The following is a 21,858-nucleotide window of genomic DNA, read 5'->3' on the forward strand; positions in this document are numbered from 1 at the left end:
ACTCCTTGCCTAAAGGACTGAATCAGCCTTGTTTTTTGGATACAGTTTCAGCGATGTGCGCCGGAGCTGTGTTGTATTTTTTGAATTCCATAGAGTAGCTTGCGCGACCCTGAGACATGGAGCGAACGTCGGTCGCATAACCGAACATCTCACCCAACGGAACCTCGGCGCGAATCACTTTGCCGGAAACCGTATCTTCCATACCCAAGATCATGCCGCGACGACGGTTAAGGTCGCCCATGACATCACCCATATAGTCTTCAGGTGTAACAACTTCTACCGCCATGATTGGCTCAAGCAACTCACCACCACCCTTCTGGGCCAGTTGCTTGGTTGCCATGGAAGCAGCCACCTTAAACGCCATCTCGTTGGAGTCGACGTCGTGGTAAGAACCGTCAAAAACGGTTGCTTTCAGGCCGATCAGCGGATAGCCGGCAACAACACCGTTCTTCATCTGCTCTTCGATACCCTTCTGGATAGCAGGGATGTATTCCTTAGGAACGACACCACCCACTACTTCGTTCACGAATTGCAGACCTTCCTGACCTTCGTCAGCAGGAGCAAAACGGATCCAGCAGTGACCGAACTGACCACGACCGCCGGACTGACGAACGAACTTGCCTTCGATTTCACAGTTCTTCGTGATGCGCTCACGATACGAAACCTGAGGCTTACCGATGTTGGCTTCGACGTTGAACTCACGGCGCATCCGGTCTACCAGGATGTCCAGGTGCAGCTCGCCCATGCCGGAGATGATCGTTTGACCAGTCTCTTCATCAGTCTTGACGCGGAAAGATGGATCTTCCTGAGCAAGCTTGCCCAGAGCGATACCCATTTTTTCCTGGTCATCCTTGGTCTTAGGCTCTACCGCAACCGAAATAACCGGCTCCGGGAAGTCCATGCGAACCAGGATGATTGGCTTAGCGGCGTCGCACAAAGTCTCACCAGTGGTGACATCCTTCATGCCGATCAAGGCCGCGATGTCGCCAGCGCGAACTTCCTTGATCTCTTCACGGGCGTTTGCGTGCATCTGCACCATACGACCCACACGCTCTTTCTTGCCTTTAACCGAGTTGATCACGCCGTCGCCGGATGCCAACACGCCCGAGTAAACGCGGACAAAGGTCAAAGTACCCACGAATGGGTCGGTAGCGATCTTGAACGCCAGAGCCGAGAACGGCTCGCTGTCGTCAGCGTGACGCTCCATCTCTTCTTCCTCGTTATCAGGGTTAGTACCCTTGATAGCAGGAATGTCAGTCGGGGCAGGCAAGAAGTCGATAACGGCGTCGAGAACCAGGGGAACACCCTTGTTCTTGAAGGAAGAACCACAAACAGCCAAGACGATCTCACCAGCGATAGTACGCTGACGCAGAGCGGCCTTGATTTCCACGTTGGTGAGCTCTTCACCTTCGAGGTACTTGTTCATCAGTTCTTCGCTGGCTTCGGCAGCAGCCTCGACCATGTTGTTGCGCCACTCATCAGCCAGTTCCTGCAATTCAGCAGGGATAGGCTTACGAACAGGAACCATACCCTTGTCGGCATCGTTCCAGTAGACAGCTTCCATGTTGATCAGATCAATTTGACCCTGGAAGTTGTCTTCGGAACCGATAGCCAACTGGATCGGCACCGGAGTGTGACCCAGACGCTGCTTGATCTGACCGATCACGCGCAGGAAGTTGGCACCAGCACGGTCCATCTTGTTTACGTAAACAAGACGCGGCACGCCGTATTTGTTGGCTTGACGCCATACGGTTTCCGACTGAGGCTCAACACCCGAAGTACCGCAGAACACAACGACAGCGCCGTCGAGCACACGCAGGGAACGCTCAACTTCAATGGTGAAGTCCACGTGGCCCGGGGTATCGATTACGTTGAAGCGATGCTCGTCTTTGTACTGCTTCTCAGAACCTTTCCAGAAGGCGGTAATAGCAGCAGAAGTAATGGTAATACCACGCTCCTGCTCCTGAACCATCCAGTCTGTGGTCGCGGCGCCGTCATGCACCTCGCCCATTTTGTGACTTTTGCCGGTGTAAAACAGTACGCGCTCAGTGGTGGTGGTTTTACCAGCATCCACGTGTGCGACGATACCGATGTTACGGTAGCGGCTAATCGGAGTAGTACGAGCCATAAAGCCCTCGCAAAATTAGTGAAGCTAAAATTAGAAGCGGTAGTGCGAGAAAGCTTTGTTGGCTTCAGCCATACGGTGCACGTCTTCACGCTTCTTAACAGCAGCACCTTTACCTTCAGCAGCGTCCAACAGTTCGCCGGCCAAACGCAGAGCCATAGACTTCTCGCCACGCTTACGGGCGAAGTCTACCAACCAGCGCATTGCCAGAGCGTTACGACGGGACGGACGAACTTCAACCGGAACCTGGTAAGTAGCACCGCCTACACGGCGCGACTTCACTTCGACCAGCGGAGCGATGGCGTCGAGAGCTTTCTCGAAGATTTCCAGGGGGTCGCTGTTCTTGCGTTCTTTAACCTTTTCCAGCGCGCCATAAACGATACGCTCGGCAACGGCTTTCTTGCCGCTTTCCATTACGTGGTTCATGAACTTGGCCAGGATTTGGCTTCCGTATTTTGGATCGTCAAGCACTTCGCGCTTGGCTGCTACGCGTCTTCTTGGCATGGATAAGCCCTCAAACGGTCTTCAGGTTCGCTCGGAATCGGTGCCCTTTCGGGACGCCTCCGACCTTACTCTTATCGACTCAGAAAATAAGATGATTCAGGTTTACAAAAAGCCGCTACTACTTAGGCTTCTTGGTACCGTACTTCGAACGACCCTGGTTACGACCTTTAACGCCGGAAGTATCCAAGGAACCGCGTACGGTGTGGTAACGAACACCTGGCAAGTCTTTTACACGACCGCCGCGGATCAGTACCACGCTGTGCTCTTGAAGGTTGTGGCCTTCACCGCCGATGTACGAGGAAACCTCGAAACCGTTGGTCAGACGCACACGGCATACTTTACGCAGTGCCGAGTTAGGTTTTTTCGGCGTAGTGGTATACACACGAGTGCATACGCCACGACGTTGCGGGCAGTTCTGCAGCGCAGGCACGTCGGATTTCTCGACGATACGCTTACGCGGCTGACGTACCAGCTGGTTGATAGTTGCCATCTACTAGCTCCACTGTTGTCTTGCGACGCTATTGTCTTGCAAGAAAAGCAAAATGGCAGGAACGAATTCCCGCCAAATTTAGGGGTACAAGAGTCTAAAGAGGATCTTGCCCCCAGTCAAGGCAAGGCCCCGACCTCCCCACCCATCGAACTGAAGCAAAATTGCCTCAATCCGACGAACGGAGCTGTCAGGGCCTAGACTCATCTACCGCAGAACTCAGTTACCGCTTGAGTTCAGCGCTTCGGTCAGTGCAGCTTCCACTTCACTGGCGCTTACGCGCAACGGCTTGTCGGCATCACGACGACGCTTACGCTCGCTGTGATAGGCCAAACCGGTACCGGCTGGGATCAAACGACCCACAACCACGTTTTCTTTCAGACCGCGCAGGTAGTCGCGCTTGCCGGTTACCGCTGCTTCGGTCAGTACGCGGGTGGTCTCCTGGAAGGAGGCCGCCGAGATGAACGACTCAGTGGACAACGAGGCCTTGGTGATACCCAGCAGTACGCGAGTGAACTTGGAAACGAACTTATCTTCGTTCGCCAGACGCTCGTTTTCCACCAGCACATGAGTCAGTTCCATCTGGTCGCCCTTGATGAAACTGGAATCGCCGGATTCAGCGATTTCAACTTTACGCAGCATCTGACGCAGGATGGTTTCGATGTGCTTATCGTTGATCTTCACGCCCTGCAGACGGTAAACGTCCTGGATCTCGTTCACGATGTACTTGGCCAGCGCACTTACACCCAGCAGACGCAGGATGTCGTGAGGATCGCTTGGACCGTCGGAAATAACTTCGCCGCGGTTTACCTGCTCACCTTCGAACACGTTCAGGTGACGCCACTTCGGAATCAGCTCCTCATACGGATCACTACCGTCGTTCGGGGTAATGACCAGACGGCGCTTGCCTTTGGTCTCTTTACCGAACGCGATGGTGCCGCTGACTTCAGCCAAAATCGAAGCTTCTTTCGGACGACGAGCTTCGAACAAGTCGGCAACACGCGGCAGACCACCGGTGATGTCACGGGTCTTCGAAGTTTCCTGCGGGATACGCGCGATAACATCACCGATCGCGATCTTCGCGCCGTCAGCCACACCGACGAGGGCGTTAGCTGGCAGGAAGTACTGGGCGATTACGTCAGTGCCTGGCAGCAACAGATCCTTGCCGTTGTCGTCGACCATCTTCACGGCTGGACGGATATCTTTACCAGCAGCTGGACGGTCTTTCGCGTCAAGTACTTCAATGTTGGTCATACCGGTCAATTCGTCAGTCTGACGCTTGATCGTGATGCCTTCTTCCATGCCCACGTAGGTCACGGTACCTTTCATTTCGGTAACGATTGGGTGAGTGTGCGGATCCCACTTGGCCACGATTGCGCCAGCGTCGACCTTGTCACCTTCCTTAACCGAAATCACAGCACCGTACGGCAGCTTGTAACGCTCACGCTCACGACCGTAGTCATCAGCGATTGCCAGCTCACCGGAACGGGACACAGCAACCAGGTGACCATCCACTCGCTCAACGTGCTTGAGGTTGTGCAGGCGGACAGTACCGCCATTCTTCACCTGAACACTGTCAGCCGCGGAGGTTCGGCTTGCCGCACCACCAATGTGGAACGTACGCATGGTCAACTGAGTACCTGGCTCACCGATGGACTGGGCAGCGATAACGCCGACCGCTTCACCGATGTTCACTTGGTGACCACGAGCCAAGTCACGGCCATAGCACTTGGCGCAAATGCCGTAGCGGGTTTCGCAGCTGATCGGTGAGCGAACAATCACTTCGTCGATGCTGTTGAGCTCGATGAACTCAACCCACTTCTCATCTACCAGAGTGCCAGCAGGAACGATAACTTCCTCGGTACCCGGCTTGAATACGTCACGGGCAATTACACGACCCAATACGCGCTCACCCAACGGCTCTACAACGTCACCGCCTTCAATGTGCGGAGTCATCAGCAGGCCGTGCTCGGTACCGCAATCGATCTCTGTTACAACCAGATCTTGTGCAACGTCTACCAGACGACGAGTCAGGTAACCGGAGTTAGCGGTTTTCAACGCGGTATCCGCCAGACCTTTACGAGCACCGTGAGTGGAGATGAAGTACTGAAGTACACTCAAACCTTCACGGAAGTTCGCGGTAATCGGCGTTTCGATGATGGAACCGTCCGGCTTGGCCATCAGACCACGCATACCGGCGAGCTGACGGATCTGCGCAGCAGAACCCCGTGCGCCCGAGTCGGCCATCATGTACATCGAGTTGAAGGACTCCTGGTCAACTTCGTCGCCGTGACGGTCGATGACCTTCTCTTTCGAGAGGTTGGCCATCATCGCCTTGGAAACTTCATCGTTGGCCTTGGACCAAAGGTCGATCACCTTGTTGTACTTCTCGCCCTGGGTTACCAGGCCAGAGGCATACTGGCTTTCGATCTCTTTCACTTCGTCGGTAGCGGCACCGATGATGCGGGCTTTTTCATCCGGGATAACGAAGTCGTTAACACCGATGGAAACGCCGGAAATGGTCGAATAAGCAAAACCGGTGTACATCAACTGGTCAGCGAAGATCACGGTCTCTTTCAAACCAACCACGCGGTAGCACTGGTTGATCAGCTTGGAGATCGCCTTTTTCTTCATTGGCAGGTTGACGACATCGTACGACAGACCTTTTGGCACAACCTGATACAACAGCGCACGGCCGACAGTGGTGTCGACGATACGGGTGTTGGTCACGCTGCCGCCATCACGGTCGTTGACGGTTTCGTTGATCCGCACTTTGACCTTGGCGTGCAGTGCGGCTTCGCCGGCACGGAACACACGGTCAACTTCCTGCAGGTCAGCGAACACACGGCCTTCGCCTTTGGCGTTGATCGCTTCACGCGTCATGTAGTACAGACCCAATACAACGTCCTGCGACGGAACGATGATTGGCTCACCGTTGGCTGGCGACAGAATGTTGTTGGTCGACATCATCAACGCACGCGCTTCCAACTGGGCTTCCAGGGTCAGCGGTACGTGAACGGCCATTTGGTCGCCGTCGAAGTCGGCGTTGTACGCAGCACAAACCAGAGGGTGCAGCTGGATAGCCTTACCTTCGATGAGTACCGGCTCAAACGCCTGGATACCCAGACGGTGAAGTGTCGGTGCACGGTTGAGGAGAACCGGGTGTTCGCGAATCACTTCAGCGAGAACGTCCCAAACCTCTGGCAGTTCGCGCTCGACCATTTTCTTGGCCGCTTTGATGGTGGTCGCGAGACCGCGCATTTCCAGCTTGCCGAAGATGAACGGCTTGAATAGTTCAAGCGCCATTTTCTTAGGCAGACCGCACTGATGCAGACGCAGGGTCGGGCCTACGGTAATTACCGAACGACCGGAGTAGTCAACACGCTTACCGAGCAAGTTCTGACGGAAACGACCTTGCTTACCCTTGATCATGTCAGCCAAGGATTTCAAAGGACGCTTGTTCGAACCGGTGATAGCGCGACCACGACGACCGTTGTCGAGCAATGCATCGACAGCTTCTTGCAACATACGCTTTTCGTTACGCACGATGATGTCCGGAGCGGACAAATCGAGCAGGCGCTTCAATCGGTTGTTACGGTTGATCACGCGACGGTACAGGTCGTTGAGGTCGGACGTTGCGAAACGACCACCATCCAACGGCACCAGCGGACGCAGGTCTGGCGGCAGAACCGGCAGAACGGTCAGCACCATCCATTCTGGCAAGTTGCCGGAACCTTGGAAGGCCTCCATCAACTTCAGACGCTTGGACAGCTTCTTGATCTTGGTTTCGGAATTGGTTTGCGGAATTTCTTCGCGCAGACGGCCAATCTCGTGCTCCAGGTCGATAGCGTGCAGCAGTTCGCGCACAGCTTCGGCACCCATGCGAGCATCGAAATCATCGCCGAACTCTTCCAGCGCTTCGAAGTACTGCTCATCGTTCAGCAGCTGACCTTTTTCAAGGGTAGTCATGCCTGGATCGATAACGACATAGCTCTCAAAGTAGAGAACGCGCTCGATATCACGCAGGGTCATGTCCATCAGCAAGCCGATACGGGACGGCAGCGATTTCAGGAACCAGATGTGGGCAACCGGCGAAGCTAGCTCGATGTGTGCCATGCGCTCACGACGAACCTTGGCCAGCGCAACTTCAACGCCGCACTTCTCGCAGATCACACCACGGTGCTTCAAGCGCTTGTACTTACCGCACAGGCACTCGTAATCCTTTACCGGGCCAAAGATCTTGGCGCAGAACAGACCGTCACGCTCAGGTTTGAACGTACGATAGTTGATGGTTTCCGGCTTTTTAACTTCACCGAACGACCACGAGCGGATCATCTCAGGCGATGCCAACCCAATACGGATGGCGTCGAACTCTTCGACTTGACCCTGGTTTTTCAGCAAATTCAGTAGGTCTTTCAAGGCCTTTCCTCCTGGCGGAGCAGAGAGCGGGCATCACTGCCACGCTCTCGATTCGCGTCACGTGTTATTCGGTTTCCAGATCGATATCGATGCCGAGGGAACGAATTTCTTTGATCAACACGTTGAAGGACTCGGGCATGCCCGGCTCCATACGGTGATCGCCGTCCACGATGTTTTTGTACATCTTGGTCCGACCGTTCACATCGTCCGACTTCACTGTGAGCATTTCTTGCAGAGTGTAAGCAGCACCGTATGCTTCCAGTGCCCAGACCTCCATCTCCCCGAAACGCTGACCACCGAACTGAGCCTTACCACCCAGCGGCTGCTGGGTAACGAGGCTGTACGATCCGGTAGAACGGGCGTGCATCTTGTCGTCTACCAAGTGGTTCAGCTTCAGCATGTACATGTAGCCGACTGTAACCGGGCGCTCGAATTTGTTGCCGGTACGGCCGTCGAACAGCTGCATCTGGCCACTTTCCGGCAGGTCAGCCAGTTTCAGCATGGCCTTGATTTCGCTTTCCTTGGCACCGTCGAACACAGGTGTGGCCATCGGCACGCCGCCGCGCAGGTTCTTCGCCAGATCCAGGATTTCCTGGTCGGAGAAGGTGTCCAGCTCTTCGTTGCGACCGCCGATCTCGTTGTAGATCTCGTGCAAGAACTTACGCAGGTCAGCAACCTTGCGCTGCTCTTCGATCATACGGTTGATCTTCTCGCCCAGACCTTTAGCCGCGAGGCCCAGGTGAGTTTCGAGGATCTGACCAACGTTCATACGCGAAGGTACGCCCAGCGGGTTGAGGACCACATCGACCGGGGTGCCATTGGCATCGTGCGGCATGTCTTCAACCGGCATGATCACGGAGACCACACCTTTGTTACCGTGACGACCGGCCATCTTGTCGCCCGGCTGGATGCGGCGGCGGATTGCCAGGTAAACCTTGACGATTTTCAGCACGCCTGGAGCCAGGTCATCGCCCTGCTGCAGTTTGCGCTTCTTATCTTCGAACTTGTCATCCAGCAGACGGCGGCGATCAACGATGTAGGCCTGGGCCTTCTCGAGCTGCTCGTTCAAAGCATCTTCAGCCATGCGCAGTTTGAACCACTGGCCGTGCTCAAGACCGTCGAGGACTTCATCAGTGATGTCTTGACCTTTCTTCAGACCTGCACCGCCTTCAGCCTTGTGGCCTACCAAAGCGGAGCGCAGACGTTCGAAGGTCGCGCCTTCAACGATACGGAACTCTTCGTTCAGATCCTTACGGATCTCGTCGAGCTGGGTCTTCTCGATGGACAGAGCACGAGCATCACGCTCAACGCCGTCACGGGTGAAGACCTGTACGTCGATGACAGTACCCTTGGTACCGGTAGGTACGCGCAGGGAGGTGTCTTTAACGTCGCTGGCTTTTTCACCGAAGATGGCACGCAGCAGTTTCTCTTCTGGCGTCAGTTGGGTCTCGCCTTTCGGAGTAACCTTACCAACCAGAATGTCGCCTGCGCCAACTTCAGCACCTACATAAACGATACCGGCTTCGTCCAGCTTGTTCAGTGCAGCCTCACCCACGTTCGGAATGTCTGCAGTGATTTCCTCTGGCCCAAGCTTTGTGTCACGCGCCACACAGGTCAGTTCCTGAATGTGGATCGTGGTGAAGCGATCTTCTTGAACAACACGCTCGGACAGGCAGATGGAGTCTTCGAAGTTGAAGCCGTTCCACGCCATGAAGGCGATGCGCATGTTCTGACCCAGAGCCAGCTCACCCATGTCGGTGGACGGGCCGTCAGCCATGATGTCGCTACGCTGAACGCGATCACCCTTGCTCACCAGCGGACGCTGGTTGATGCAGGTGTTCTGGTTCGAACGGGTATATTTGGTCAGGTTGTAGATGTCGACACCGGCTTCGCCAGTTTCAACTTCGTCATCGGCAACACGAACCACGATACGGCTAGCATCAACGGAATCGATTACACCGCCACGACGAGCCACGACGCAAACGCCGGAGTCACGCGCTACGTTGCGCTCCATGCCGGTACCTACCAGCGGCTTGTCAGCGCGCAGGGTTGGTACAGCCTGACGCTGCATGTTGGAACCCATCAACGCGCGGTTAGCGTCATCGTGCTCCAGGAACGGAATCAGAGACGCTGCAACCGAAACTACCTGCTTCGGCGAAACGTCCATCAAGGTGACGTCTTCCGGCGCCTTAACGGTGAATTCGTTCAAGTGACGAACAGCTACCAGCTCGTCGATCAAAACTTTCTTGTCGTTCATCGTGGCCGAAGCCTGAGCGATCACGTGATCGGCTTCTTCGATTGCGGACAGGAACACGATCTCGTCGGTGACCAGAGCGTCTTTCACCACACGGTATGGGCTCTCGAGGAAACCATATTGGTTGGTGCGCGCATAGGCTGCCAAGGAGTTGATCAGACCGATGTTCGGACCTTCCGGCGTTTCGATCGGGCAAACACGACCGTAGTGCGTAGGGTGTACGTCACGAACTTCGAAGCCAGCACGCTCACGAGTCAGACCGCCCGGGCCCAGTGCCGAAACACGGCGCTTGTGGGTAATCTCGGAGAGCGGGTTGTTCTGGTCCATGAACTGCGAAAGCTGGCTGGAGCCGAAGAACTCTTTCACCGCTGCGGCCACTGGCTTAGCGTTGATCAGGTCTTGCGGCATCAGGCCTTCGCTTTCAGCCATCGACAGACGCTCTTTGACCGCACGCTCAACACGTACCAGGCCAACGCGGAACTGGTTCTCGGCCATCTCGCCTACGCAGCGAACACGACGGTTACCCAGGTGGTCGATGTCATCGACGATGCCTTTGCCGTTACGGATGTCGACCAGAGTCTTCAGTACCGCGACGATATCTTCCTTGCACAGCACGCCCGAACCTTCGATCTCGGTACGACCGATACGACGGTTGAACTTCATCCGGCCGACCGCAGACAGGTCGTAACGCTCAGGACTGAAGAACAGGTTGTTGAACAGGGTTTCGGCAGCGTCTTTGGTTGGTGGTTCACCAGGACGCATCATGCGATAGATCTCGACCAGCGCTTCCAATTGGTTGCTGGTGGAGTCGATCTTCAGTGTGTCGGAGATGAACGGACCGCAGTCGATGTCGTTGGTATACAGGGTTTCGATGCGAACAACCTGAGCCTTGGCGATTTTGGCCAGGATCTCGGTGTTCAGCTCGGTGTTGCACTCAGCCAGGATTTCGCCTGTGGCCGGGTGAACGATAACCTTGGCGGTAGTGCGACCCAGGACGTAGTCCAGAGGCACTTCCAGCTCTGTAATACCGGCTTTTTCGATTTGATTGATATGGCGCGCAGTGATACGACGGCCAGCTTCAACAATAACCTTGCCTTTTTCATCCTGGATATCCAGAACGGCAATTTCACCACGCAGACGCGAAGCGATCAGTTCCAGCTTGAGGGTTTCATCCTTCAGGCTGAATACGTTGGTGGTGTAGAAAGCATCAAGCACTTGCTCAGTGGTGTAGCCAAGCGCGCGCAGCAGTACCGAGGCCGGCAATTTACGACGACGGTCGATACGCACGAACACGCAGTCTTTAGGGTCGAATTCGAAGTCCAACCACGAACCACGGTACGGAATGATCCGCGCAGAGTACAAGAGCTTACCGGAGCTGTGCGTCTTGCCGCGGTCGTGGTCGAAGAACACGCCCGGCGAACGGTGCAGCTGGGAAACGATAACACGCTCGGTACCGTTGATAACGAAGGTACCGTTTTCAGTCATCAATGGGATTTCGCCCATGTAGACTTCTTGCTCTTTGATGTCCTTGATCGCTTTGTTCGACGATTCTTTGTCGAAAATGATCAGACGGACTTTTACCCGCAAAGGTACGGCGTACGTAACGCCACGCAACACACATTCTTTGACATCAAATGCCGGTTCGCCCAGGCGATAACCCACGTACTCCAGCGCAGCATTGCCGGAGTAGCTGATGATCGGGAAAACGGATTTGAAGGCCGCATGCAGGCCCACGTCGCGGAACTGATCTTTGGTCGCTCCCGCCTGCAAGAATTCACGATACGAATCCAGCTGGATAGCCAGAAGGTACGGGACATCCATGACGTCCGGCAACTTGCTAAAGTCCTTGCGGATACGTTTTTTCTCAGTATATGAGTAAGCCATCAGCGTTCCCCAGCTTGGTCACCTGCTTGTTTGGCCCCTCCGACGGGAGCAGCCAGAAAATCTTGCAAACCCCATGGTTTGCACCACCGCATCGGGTGGCTACAGCGCGTTAATGGCGGCGACCGAGTCGACAGCCAAGAACGGAAAAAGGCCGGTGGCAAGAGCCACCAGCCATCAGCCTTCAGCTTAACGCTTGGGCTGGAGACGCAAGGTCGATGCTTACTTCAGCTCGACTTTAGCGCCTGCTTCTTCCAGAGCTGCTTTGGCTTTGTCAGCTGCGTCTTTGGCAACAGCTTCCAGAACCATGGCAGGAGCGCCGTCAACTACAGCCTTGGCTTCTTTCAGGCCCAGACCGGTCAGTTCACGTACTGCCTTGATCACGTTAACTTTCTTCTCGCCAGCTTCGGTCAGCATGACGTTGAATTCGGTTTGCTCTTCAACAACGGCAGCAGCAGCAGCTGGGCCGGCGGAAGCAGCGGCAGCGGAAACGCCGAATTTCTCTTCGAAAGCTTTGATCAGCTCAACAACCTGCAGAACCGACATTTCAGCTACGGCGTTGAGGATATCGTCTTGGGAGATAGACATTGCTGTATTTCCTGAATTGGGGGACGGCCTACTCGGCCATCGAAATAAACAAAAATACGCGAAAGAAGATGCTCAGCCTTAGGCTGCGGCTGCTTCTTTTTGCTCGCGAACTGCGGCCAGAGTACGAGCCAGCTTGCTGGTAGCGCCTTGAATCACGCTCATCAGCTGCGAAATGGCTTCGTCGCGGGTCGGCAGTGTTGCCAGTACGTCGATTTGGTTAGCTGCGAGGAACTTGCCCTCGAACGCAGCTGCCTTGATCTCGAACTTATCCTGACTCTTGGCGAACTCTTTGAACAAACGGGCAGCAGCGCCTGGATGCTCTTTGGAGAACGCGATCAGAGTCGGGCCGGTGAACACGTCGTTGAGGACACTGTATTCAGTGTCAGCAACAGCGCGCTTTAGCAGGGTATTACGCACAACACGTACGTATACGCCAGCTTCACGAGCCTCTTTACGGAGTCCGGTCATAGCGCCTACTGTCACACCACGGGCATCAGCCACGACAGCGGACAGAGCAGCTTTGGCAGCCTCGTTGACTTCAGCGACGATGGCCTTCTTGTCTTCGAGATTAATTGCCACGGGTTTAACTCCTGCTTGTTACCGTTTCATCTGGCCGGAGCCGGATGTCGTTTTGGTGTCTGATTCGGTAAGGAACCGGGAGCACCATCTGCGTAGGCTTGTGGTTTAAGACTTGCGTCGCCTACGGTCTTGGATAGCCCCCGCCAGGCAGGGACCCCAATTTTTCAACTGGCGCAATTTCTCGCGCCAATCTGTGTCTTATACGTCCAGCGAACCTTGGTCGATGACCAGACCTGGGCCCATAGTGGTGCTCAGGGTAACGCGCTTGACATAGATGCCTTTCGAAGAAGCTGGCTTGATACGCTTGAGATCCGCGATCAGCGCTTCAACGTTTTCCTTCAGCTTGACGGCGTCGAAGCCAACCTTGCCAACGGAGGTGTGAATGATGCCGTTTTTGTCGGTGCGATAACGAACCTGACCAGCTTTGGCGTTCTTAACCGCGGTAGCTACGTCTGGAGTTACTGTGCCGACTTTTGGGTTAGGCATCAGGCCACGTGGACCCAGGATCTGACCCAACTGACCAACAACACGCATTGCATCAGGAGAAGCGATGACTACGTCGTAGTTCAGGTCGCCGCCTTTCATTTCGGCAGCCAGGTCGTCCATGCCAACGCGATCAGCGCCGGCGGCCAGGGCAGCTTCAGCCGCTGGACCCTGGGTGAAGACAGCTACACGTACAGTCTTGCCAGTGCCGTGTGGCAGCACAGTAGCGCTACGGACGACCTGGTCGGATTTACGTGGGTCAACGCCGAGGTTCACAGCAACGTCAACGGACTCGCTGAACTTGACAGTCGACAGCTCGGTCAGCAGAGCGGCGGCGTCTACAAAATTGTAGGACTTGCCTGCTTCGATTTTGCCGGCGATAGCCTTTTGGCGCTTGGTCAGCTTAGCCATTACACACCCTCCACGTTAAGGCCCATGCTACGAGCAGAACCGGCGATGGTACGCACGGCTGCATCCATATCAGCTGCAGTCAGATCCGCGTTTTTGGTTTTCGCGATTTCTTCCAGCTGAGCACGAGTTACGGTGCCAACCTTAACGGTGTTTGGACGAGCGGAACCGCTAGTCAGACCAGCAGCCTTCTTCAACAGCACCGAAGCCGGGGTCGACTTAGTTTCGAAGGTGAAGCTACGGTCGCTGTATACAGTGATGATCACTGGAGTCGGCAGACCTGGCTCAAGACCCTGGGTACGGGCGTTGAAGGCCTTGCAGAATTCCATGATATTCACGCCATGCTGACCCAGAGCTGGACCGACAGGTGGACTAGGGTTGGCCTGAGCGGCCTTCACTTGCAGCTTGATGTAAGCGGTAATCTTCTTGGCCATGAGGCACTCCAATTACGGGTTCAGACGCCTCGAAAGGCTCCCCGGTTACTTGCGCGTTTATCCCAGTGACGACAAAACCCCACAGCCTAAGGCTGCGGGGTTGGGATGCATGTTCAGCTAGACCTTCTCGACCTGACTGAACTCCAACTCTACCGGAGTAGAGCGACCGAAAATGAGCACTGCCACCTGGATTCGGCTCTTTTCGTAGTTAACCTCTTCGACGGTACCGTTAAAATCAGCAAACGGACCATCAGTGACACGAACAACCTCACCCGGCTCGAACAACGTCTTCGGCTTAGGCTTGTCGCTACCATCAGCAACACGACGCAGAATTGCTTCCGCTTCTTTATCGGTGATAGGAGCAGGCTTATCAGCTGTACCGCCGATAAAACCCATGACACGAGGAGTGTCCTTGACCAAGTGCCAAGTACCTTCATTCATGTCCATCTGAACCAGCACATAGCCAGGGAAGAACTTGCGTTCGCTTTTGCGCTTTTGACCATTCCGCATTTCAACCACTTCTTCAGTGGGAACGAGGATTTCGCCGAAGCCATCTTCCATGCCTGCAAGCTTTACGCGCTCCAGCAAAGAGCGCATAACATGCTTCTCGTAACCGGAGTAAGCATGCACAACATACCAACGCTTAGCCACGGGACACCCTTAGCCAACAATCAAGGAAACAAGCCAACCGAGCAGGGAATCAAGCCCCCACAACAGCAACGCCATAACCAGAACAACAGCCACAACAATCAATGTGGTCTGCGTGGTTTCTTGGCGAGTCGGCCAAACGACTTTACGAATTTCGGTGCGAGCTTCCTTTACCAGAACTGCGAACGACTTACCCTTGGCAGTTTGGAGACCAACAAAAGCAGCCACCGCAGCAAGAGCAAGCAAACCCAGAACACGGTACAGGATCGGCGAAGCAGAATAATACTGATTGCCAACAACGCCTACGACCACCAAAGCGACCACAAACAGCCACTTGACGAGATCGAAACGAGAGCTTTGAGCTTCAGCCTTAGGAGTCATCTATGAAGATCCTGTGAAAAGAAAGCCAGACACACCACGTGAATCTGGCAGGTCAGGAGGGAATCGAACCCCCAACCTACGGTTTTGGAGACCGTCGCTCTGCCAATTGAGCTACTGACCTAAAACAAAATCAGGCCGACCATTATGCAGACCTGAAAAAGACTTTACAACAACCAACCTCAAGAGACTCGACAACCCAACATCAAAGCCAGGAGCAACACAATCAAGCCAAGGCAGCCGTTAAAACAAAGGCAGATATTTTCATATCTGCCTTGTCATATGGAGCTCTTGAGCGGATTTGAACCGCTGACCTCACCCTTACCAAGGGTGTGCTCTACCAACTGAGCTACAAGAGCGAAACACTTTGCACAACCTGCAAACTTGGAGCGGGTAGCGGGAATCGAACCCGCATCATCAGCTTGGAAGGCTGAGGTTCTACCACTAAACTATACCCGCGGAGCTTGCAGCTCACGCTAAAAATGGTGGAGGGGGAAGGATTCGAACCTTCGAAGTCGTAGACGTCAGATTTACAGTCTGATCCCTTTGGCCGCTCGGGAACCCCTCCTAAGCGAGCCGGCATTCTACATCATGCCAGCCTTCTGTCAACAACTTTCTCATTTAAAAATATGAGGTTAGCAGCGTTGACCTTCGCTTCACCCTGCAGACCTCAAAGGTCTTCACTGCGAAGCGGGCGCCATTCTATTCAAACTATTGGGCAGTTGCAACGCCTTCGCACAACATTATTTTATGTTTTAACTCATTGAATTCCTTAGCAAGGTTTTCAAACGGCAGATCATCAGCCAGGCGCCGGCTTTCCGGAGCAACTCTTAACCAATAGCGAGAGGCATCCGCCCCCTTCAGCGACTGGACCTGGACCTTTATATCCAGACTAGTGAGGCGCTGCTCCAAGGCTAGCGCCTGGCGCTGATCAGCAAATCCACCGATATACAAACAGGCATCTTGCGCCTCAGGCACCCTCGCGCGATCCCGGCGAACGGTCGCGTCAGAGGACTCACTTAGCAGTCGAATATCCTGAGCTGAGCCACGATATAGATTAAGAGGCGTAACATCTTTGGCGCGCAACGGCGCCTCTTGCTGATGCCAGATGTAGTAGAAGACATTCAGAACGAGCAGAAGCAGAAACAGCCAACGCATAGACAAGACACCTCAAGGCAAGGGGCACGCCATCGCCAATCCAACGAAAACCAAGTCTGGGACAAGTCGGGCTCCTGGAACATCATCAGCAACCAACCCTGCATCGCCCCCTGTGAGAAACACAGTAAAATCATCTCCCCAGTAGCTGCGAGCAAGCTCCAGCTGCGTCAACGCGAACCCTCTCAACATCAATGTGCAACCACGCTCTACAGCCTCCACAGTCGTACGTCCTGGCGAAAGGCTCTCATGGGCTCGCTCAGCAGCAATATCGTCATAACGTATCTTGCGCGTATGAGTACGTAATTGATTCCGCATCAGTGGCATCCCGGGACAGATGAAGCCCCCCAAATGCTCGCCCCCCATCGAAATGTAATCAGCTGTCGCCGCAGTGCCAAAGTCGAGTACCAGACAAGCCCTAGAGGCCAACTTGAATGCCCCCAGCATTGCCAACCATCGATCGAGGCCCAGACGCTCAAATTCCTCATAACCATTGCGCACGCCAGCCATTTCCCGAGCAGACACCGCCACCGAGACAGCGATGCCGAACACACGCTTTAGAGTATCAACCAGCTTATCGGTCTCCTCTGCGGCACGAACACTTACTAGTCGGCAACGTGTCAGAATCAAACCCGGAACAGCTGCCAGCCCCTCAATTAAAGCCGTGTCCGATCCGACAACCCCCTCCGCATAAGTTGATATACCGATAGGCTCGAGAACACGCCATTTGATGAAGCTATTCCCACAGTCAAGCTCAAGAATCATCACGCAACCTCAGGCTTAGCTCACCGCCACTGTAGGTTTTTTCGACGCCAGCTACGCTCAAGCGCAAGGCCCCTCGACTATCGATACCTAGCACTTGCCCGTGAATTTGGTTAACACCCGCAACGAGAGAGACCGAGCGCCCCTGCCAAAGATGATTCAGCTCCCATTCCTCCTGCAAAGCCACAAAACCAAATTCTTGATGGGAGTTAAGATAGCGCTGTAGCTGCACTCCAAGCTGAGCAACCAGAACATTACGGTTGACCGCCCCCCCTATCTCCAACTGCACGGACGTCCATTGCTGGTCGACACCTGCCACGTCTTGCATATTCACATTGATGCCAATCCCCAGTACTACATGACAGATATCTGCGGGATCACCTACCAACTCCAGCAAGATACCTGCAATCTTCTTTCCGTCCACCAGAACGTCGTTCGGCCACTTCAAACCAGCCCTATCCACGCCAAGATCACGCAAGGCCTGCATGACAGCCAAGCCAACCGCGAGACTAAGCCCTTCTAATTGACGCAGCCCACCTTCAATACGCAGCACTAGGCTGTAATAGATATTTTGTGCAAACGGACTCACCCACTTGCGCCCCCGCCGCCCTCTCCCCGCCGATTGCCGTTCTGCGAGCACAAGGAAAGGCGCTGAATGGCCAGCCCCGATCAAGCGAAGAGCTTCAGCGTTGGTTGAGTCAACAGACTCGGATATATGGATAGGCCAGGCCAAGAGTGGCGCACGCTTAGCAATATCTTCAGCATCAAGCAGGTACAGCGGCTCAGCCAACTGATATCCGCGCCCTCGAACCTTGTGTATGGGCAGATTCAATTCCGCCTCTAGACTCTGAAGCTGTTTCCACACCGCACTTCGACTCACCCCTAGGGCCGCGCCGAGATCCTCACCCGAATGAAATCGACCATCTTTAAGAAGCTTCAACAACGTCAACATGCAAGTATCGCCTCACAATGAGGCACGCATGATAGCCATGCGCAAGGTGATTGCATAGAAAGAGGAAAATTTAGCACCGAAGTCGGCGCTGATGATGCCCACGGCTTTTCGAGCGCGCAAAACAAAACCCCAACTGCTTTCGCAATTGGGGTTTCGGAATTTAATCTTGACGATGACCTACTCTCACATGGGGAAACCCCACACTACCATCGGCGATGCATCGTTTCACTTCTGAGTTCGGGATGGGATCAGGTGGTTCCAATGCTCTATGGTCGTCAAGAAATTCGGGTACTGACTCGTGACCTTTTGGCCTCGCTTCAGCAAATTGGGTATGTGACAGCTGTCGGTGTTTTGTGAGCATCGAACTTTCGGTTCATTGCGTCTTCACACACCGCAATCTGGCCTTTCGACTCAAATTGCTTGGGTGTTATATGGTCAAGCCTCACGGGCAATTAGTATTGGTTAGCTCAACGCCTCACAGCGCTTACACACCCAACCTATCAACGTCGTAGTCTTCGACGGCCCTTCAGGGAACTCAAGGTTCCAGTGAGATCTCATCTTGAGGCTAGTTTCCCGCTTAGATGCTTTCAGCGGTTATCTATTCCGAACATAGCTACCCGGCAATGCCACTGGCGTGACAACCGGAACACCAGAGGTTCGTCCACTCCGGTCCTCTCGTACTAGGAGCAGCCCCTCTCAAATCTCAAACGTCCACGGCAGATAGGGACCGAACTGTCTCACGACGTTCTAAACCCAGCTCGCGTACCACTTTAAATGGCGAACAGCCATACCCTTGGGACCGGCTTCAGCCCCAGGATGTGATGAGCCGACATCGAGGTGCCAAACACCGCCGTCGATATGAACTCTTGGGCGGTATCAGCCTGTTATCCCCGGAGTACCTTTTATCCGTTGAGCGATGGCCCTTCCATACAGAACCACCGGATCACTAAGACCTACTTTCGTACCTGCTCGACGTGTCTGTCTCGCAGTCAAGCGCGCTTTTGCCTTTATACTCTACGACCGATTTCCGACCGGTCTGAGCGCACCTTCGTACTCCTCCGTTACTCTTTAGGAGGAGACCGCCCCAGTCAAACTACCCACCATACACTGTCCTCGATCCGGATAACGGACCTGAGTTAGAACCTCAAAGTTGCCAGGGTGGTATTTCAAGGATGGCTCCACGCAGACTGGCGTCCACGCTTCAAAGCCTCCCACCTATCCTACACAAGCAAATTCAAAGTCCAGTGCAAAGCTATAGTAAAGGTTCACGGGGTCTTTCCGTCTAGCCGCGGATACACTGCATCTTCACAGCGATTTCAATTTCACTGAGTCTCGGGTGGAGACAGCGCCGCCATCGTTACGCCATTCGTGCAGGTCGGAACTTACCCGACAAGGAATTTCGCTACCTTAGGACCGTTATAGTTACGGCCGCCGTTTACCGGGGCTTCGATCAAGAGCTTCGCGTTAGCTAACCCCATCAATTAACCTTCCGGCACCGGGCAGGCGTCACACCCTATACGTCCACTTTCGTGTTTGCAGAGTGCTGTGTTTTTAATAAACAGTCGCAGCGGCCTGGTATCTTCGACCGGCATGGGCTTACGGAGCAAGTCCTTCACCCTCACCGGCGCACCTTCTCCCGAAGTTACGGTGCCATTTTGCCTAGTTCCTTCACCCGAGTTCTCTCAAGCGCCTTGGTATTCTCTACCCAACCACCTGTGTCGGTTTGGGGTACGGTTCCTGGTTACCTGAAGCTTAGAAGCTTTTCTTGGAAGCATGGCATCAACCACTTCGTGTTCTAAAAGAACACTCGTCATCAGCTCTCGGCCTTAAGATCCCGGATTTACCTAAGATCTCAGCCTACCACCTTAAACTTGGACAACCAACGCCAAGCTGGCCTAGCCTTCTCCGTCCCTCCATCGCAATAACCAGAAGTACAGGAATATTAACCTGTTTTCCATCGACTACGCTTTTCAGCCTCGCCTTAGGGACCGACTAACCCTGCGTCGATTAACGTTGCGCAGGAAACCTTGGTCTTTCGGCGTGGGTGTTTTTCACACCCATTGTCGTTACTCATGTCAGCATTCGCACTTCTGATACCTCCAGCAAGCTTCTCAACTCACCTTCACAGGCTTACAGAACGCTCCTCTACCGCATCACTTACGTGATACCCGTAGCTTCGGTGTATGGTTTGAGCCCCGTTACATCTTCCGCGCAGGCCGACTCGACTAGTGAGCTATTACGCTTTCTTTAAAGGGTGGCTGCTTCTAAGCCAACCTCCTAGCTGTCTAAGCCTTCCCACATCGTTTCCCACTTAACCATAACTTTGGGACCTTAGCTGACGGTCTGGGTTGTTTCCCTTTTCACGACGGACGTTAGCACCCGCCGTGTGTCTCCCATGCTCGGCACTTGTAGGTATTCGGAGTTTGCATCGGTTTGGTAAGTCGGGATGACCCCCTAGCCGAAACAGTGCTCTACCCCCTACAGTGATACATGAGGCGCTACCTAAATAGCTTTCGAGGAGAACCAGCTATCTCCGAGCTTGATTAGCCTTTCACTCCGATCCACAGGTCATCCGCTAACTTTTCAACGGTAGTCGGTTCGGTCCTCCAGTTAGTGTTACCCAACCTTCAACCTGCCCATGGATAGATCGCCCGGTTTCGGGTCTATTCCCAGCGACTAGACGCCCTATTAAGACTCGCTTTCGCTACGCCTCCCCTATTCGGTTAAGCTCGCCACTGAAAATAAGTCGCTGACCCATTATACAAAAGGTACGCAGTCACAGAACAAAGTCTGCTCCCACTGCTTGTACGCATACGGTTTCAGGATCTATTTCACTCCCCTCTCCGGGGTTCTTTTCGCCTTTCCCTCACGGTACTAGTTCACTATCGGTCAGTCAGTAGTATTTAGCCTTGGAGGATGGTCCCCCCATATTCAGACAAAGTTTCTCGTGCTCCGTCCTACTCGATTTCATGACTAAGAGATTTTCGCGTACAGGGCTATCACCCACTATGGCCGCACTTTCCAGAGCGTTCCGCTAATCTCAAAGCCACTTAAGGGCTAGTCCCCGTTCGCTCGCCACTACTAAGGGAATCTCGGTTGATTTCTTTTCCTCAGGGTACTTAGATGTTTCAGTTCCCCTGGTTCGCTTCTTGCACCTATGTATTCAGTACAAGATAACCATCTTATGATGGCTGGGTTCCCCCATTCAGACATCTCCGGATCAAAGTCTGTTTGCCGACTCCCCGAAGCTTTTCGCAGGCTACCACGTCTTTCATCGCCTCTGACTGCCAAGGCATCCACCGTATGCGCTTCTTCACTTGACCATATAACCCCAAGCAATCTGGTTATACTGTGAAGACGACATTCGCCGAAAATTCGAATTTCTCAACTAAGAGAACTCACAAATTTTACCTTAGCCTGATCCGTTACCAGTGAAAGTAACGTTCAGTCTATCTTTCTATCACATACCCAAATTTTTAAAGAACGAACTAGTCAAAGACTAGAAATCAACATTCACCATCCACACGATGGAATGCTCATTTCTAAGCTTTATACAAACAGAAGCAGTAGTGGTGGAGCCAAGCGGGATCGAACCGCTGACCTCCTGCGTGCAAGGCAGGCGCTCTCCCAGCTGAGCTATGGCCCCGTATTTCTACAGGCGTTTCCCACACAAAATTGGTGGGTCTGGGCAGATTCGAACTGCCGACCTCACCCTTATCAGGGGTGCGCTCTAACCAACTGAGCTACAGACCCAATTTCGGGCTGCTTCTTTCGTCTTCTTCAATGAATCAAGCAATTCGT

General features: G+C 54.0%; 14 protein-coding genes, 6 tRNA genes and 2 rRNA genes. All 22 read right to left on the minus strand.

Features of this window, described 5'->3' with window-relative positions; translation table 11 throughout:
• Positions 1–22: 22 nt before the first annotated feature.
• A complete protein-coding gene (gene fusA / locus HRH33_RS24170) occupies positions 23–2,128 on the minus strand; it encodes an elongation factor G (RefSeq protein ID WP_034100998.1) in 2,106 nt (701 codons plus the stop codon).
• A 30-nt stretch (positions 2,129–2,158) separates the two neighbouring features.
• On the minus strand, positions 2,159–2,629 hold the full coding sequence (rpsG, locus tag HRH33_RS24175) for a 30S ribosomal protein S7 (protein ID WP_002555493.1): 471 nt from the start codon (positions 2,627–2,629) through the stop codon (positions 2,159–2,161).
• A 118-nt stretch (positions 2,630–2,747) separates the two neighbouring features.
• The gene (gene rpsL, locus HRH33_RS24180; RefSeq protein ID WP_002555494.1) at positions 2,748–3,119 is read right to left on the minus strand and encodes a 30S ribosomal protein S12; all 372 of its coding nucleotides are present in this window, start codon (positions 3,117–3,119) and stop codon (positions 2,748–2,750) included.
• A gap of 216 nt (positions 3,120–3,335) precedes the next feature.
• Complete coding sequence (rpoC, locus tag HRH33_RS24185) at positions 3,336–7,535, minus strand: DNA-directed RNA polymerase subunit beta' (protein ID WP_034100999.1); 4,200 nt, start codon at positions 7,533–7,535, stop codon at positions 3,336–3,338.
• Positions 7,536–7,599: 64 nt separating this feature from the next.
• Complete coding sequence (rpoB, locus tag HRH33_RS24190; RefSeq protein WP_034101000.1) at positions 7,600–11,673, minus strand: DNA-directed RNA polymerase subunit beta; 4,074 nt, start codon at positions 11,671–11,673, stop codon at positions 7,600–7,602.
• A 219-nt stretch (positions 11,674–11,892) separates the two neighbouring features.
• Positions 11,893–12,258 carry a 50S ribosomal protein L7/L12 gene (rplL, locus tag HRH33_RS24195; RefSeq protein WP_027617682.1) on the minus strand — a complete coding sequence of 122 codons (366 nt, stop codon included), beginning with the start codon at positions 12,256–12,258 and terminating at the stop codon, positions 11,893–11,895.
• Between the two features lie 78 nt (positions 12,259–12,336).
• Positions 12,337–12,837, minus strand: a complete 501-nt coding sequence (rplJ, locus tag HRH33_RS24200) for a 50S ribosomal protein L10 (RefSeq protein ID WP_016969477.1) — start codon at positions 12,835–12,837, stop codon at positions 12,337–12,339.
• 198 nt (positions 12,838–13,035) lie between these two features.
• Positions 13,036–13,731: a 50S ribosomal protein L1 gene (rplA, locus tag HRH33_RS24205; RefSeq protein WP_003176434.1), complete on the minus strand. Its 696-nt coding sequence runs from the start codon at positions 13,729–13,731 to the stop codon at positions 13,036–13,038.
• Positions 13,731–14,162, minus strand: coding sequence for a 50S ribosomal protein L11 (gene rplK, locus HRH33_RS24210; protein ID WP_003176435.1), 432 nt, complete (start codon positions 14,160–14,162; stop codon positions 13,731–13,733). The genes rplA and rplK overlap by 1 nt, the downstream gene beginning before the upstream one ends.
• Before the next feature lie 117 nt (positions 14,163–14,279).
• Positions 14,280–14,813 (minus strand): transcription termination/antitermination protein NusG, encoded by a 534-nt coding sequence (gene nusG, locus HRH33_RS24215; RefSeq protein WP_003176436.1) that lies wholly within the window; start codon positions 14,811–14,813, stop codon positions 14,280–14,282.
• A 9-nt stretch (positions 14,814–14,822) separates the two neighbouring features.
• Positions 14,823–15,191 carry a preprotein translocase subunit SecE gene (secE, locus tag HRH33_RS24220; RefSeq protein ID WP_094066833.1) on the minus strand — a complete coding sequence of 123 codons (369 nt, stop codon included), beginning with the start codon at positions 15,189–15,191 and terminating at the stop codon, positions 14,823–14,825.
• Positions 15,192–15,236: 45 nt separating this feature from the next.
• Positions 15,237–15,312: transfer RNA gene (locus HRH33_RS24225), tRNA-Trp, on the minus strand.
• A 159-nt stretch (positions 15,313–15,471) separates the two neighbouring features.
• Positions 15,472–15,547 (minus strand) — tRNA-Thr (locus HRH33_RS24230).
• Positions 15,548–15,573: 26 nt separating this feature from the next.
• Positions 15,574–15,647 (minus strand) — tRNA-Gly (locus HRH33_RS24235).
• Positions 15,648–15,671: 24 nt separating this feature from the next.
• Positions 15,672–15,756: transfer RNA gene (locus HRH33_RS24240), tRNA-Tyr, on the minus strand.
• Between the two features lie 143 nt (positions 15,757–15,899).
• Positions 15,900–16,346, minus strand: coding sequence for a hypothetical protein (locus tag HRH33_RS24245; protein WP_167418233.1), 447 nt, complete (start codon positions 16,344–16,346; stop codon positions 15,900–15,902).
• Between the two features lie 12 nt (positions 16,347–16,358).
• Positions 16,359–17,108, minus strand: coding sequence for a pantothenate kinase (locus HRH33_RS24250; protein WP_034139517.1), 750 nt, complete (start codon positions 17,106–17,108; stop codon positions 16,359–16,361).
• A complete protein-coding gene (birA, locus tag HRH33_RS24255; RefSeq protein WP_034139518.1) occupies positions 17,098–18,057 on the minus strand; it encodes a bifunctional biotin--[acetyl-CoA-carboxylase] ligase/biotin operon repressor BirA in 960 nt (319 codons plus the stop codon). Before birA ends, HRH33_RS24250 begins: the two co-directional genes overlap by 11 nt.
• A gap of 164 nt (positions 18,058–18,221) precedes the next feature.
• Positions 18,222–18,337: ribosomal RNA gene (gene rrf / locus HRH33_RS24260) — 5S ribosomal RNA — on the minus strand.
• A 151-nt stretch (positions 18,338–18,488) separates the two neighbouring features.
• Positions 18,489–21,380, minus strand: a 23S ribosomal RNA gene (locus HRH33_RS24265).
• A gap of 247 nt (positions 21,381–21,627) precedes the next feature.
• Positions 21,628–21,703, minus strand: a tRNA-Ala gene (locus HRH33_RS24270).
• A gap of 30 nt (positions 21,704–21,733) precedes the next feature.
• Positions 21,734–21,810 (minus strand) — tRNA-Ile (locus HRH33_RS24275).
• Positions 21,811–21,858: the final 48 nt, after the last annotated feature.

It is taken from the genome of Pseudomonas rhodesiae (genome assembly GCF_013285305.1).
GTDB classification, from domain to species: Bacteria; Pseudomonadota; Gammaproteobacteria; order Pseudomonadales; family Pseudomonadaceae; genus Aquipseudomonas; species Aquipseudomonas rhodesiae.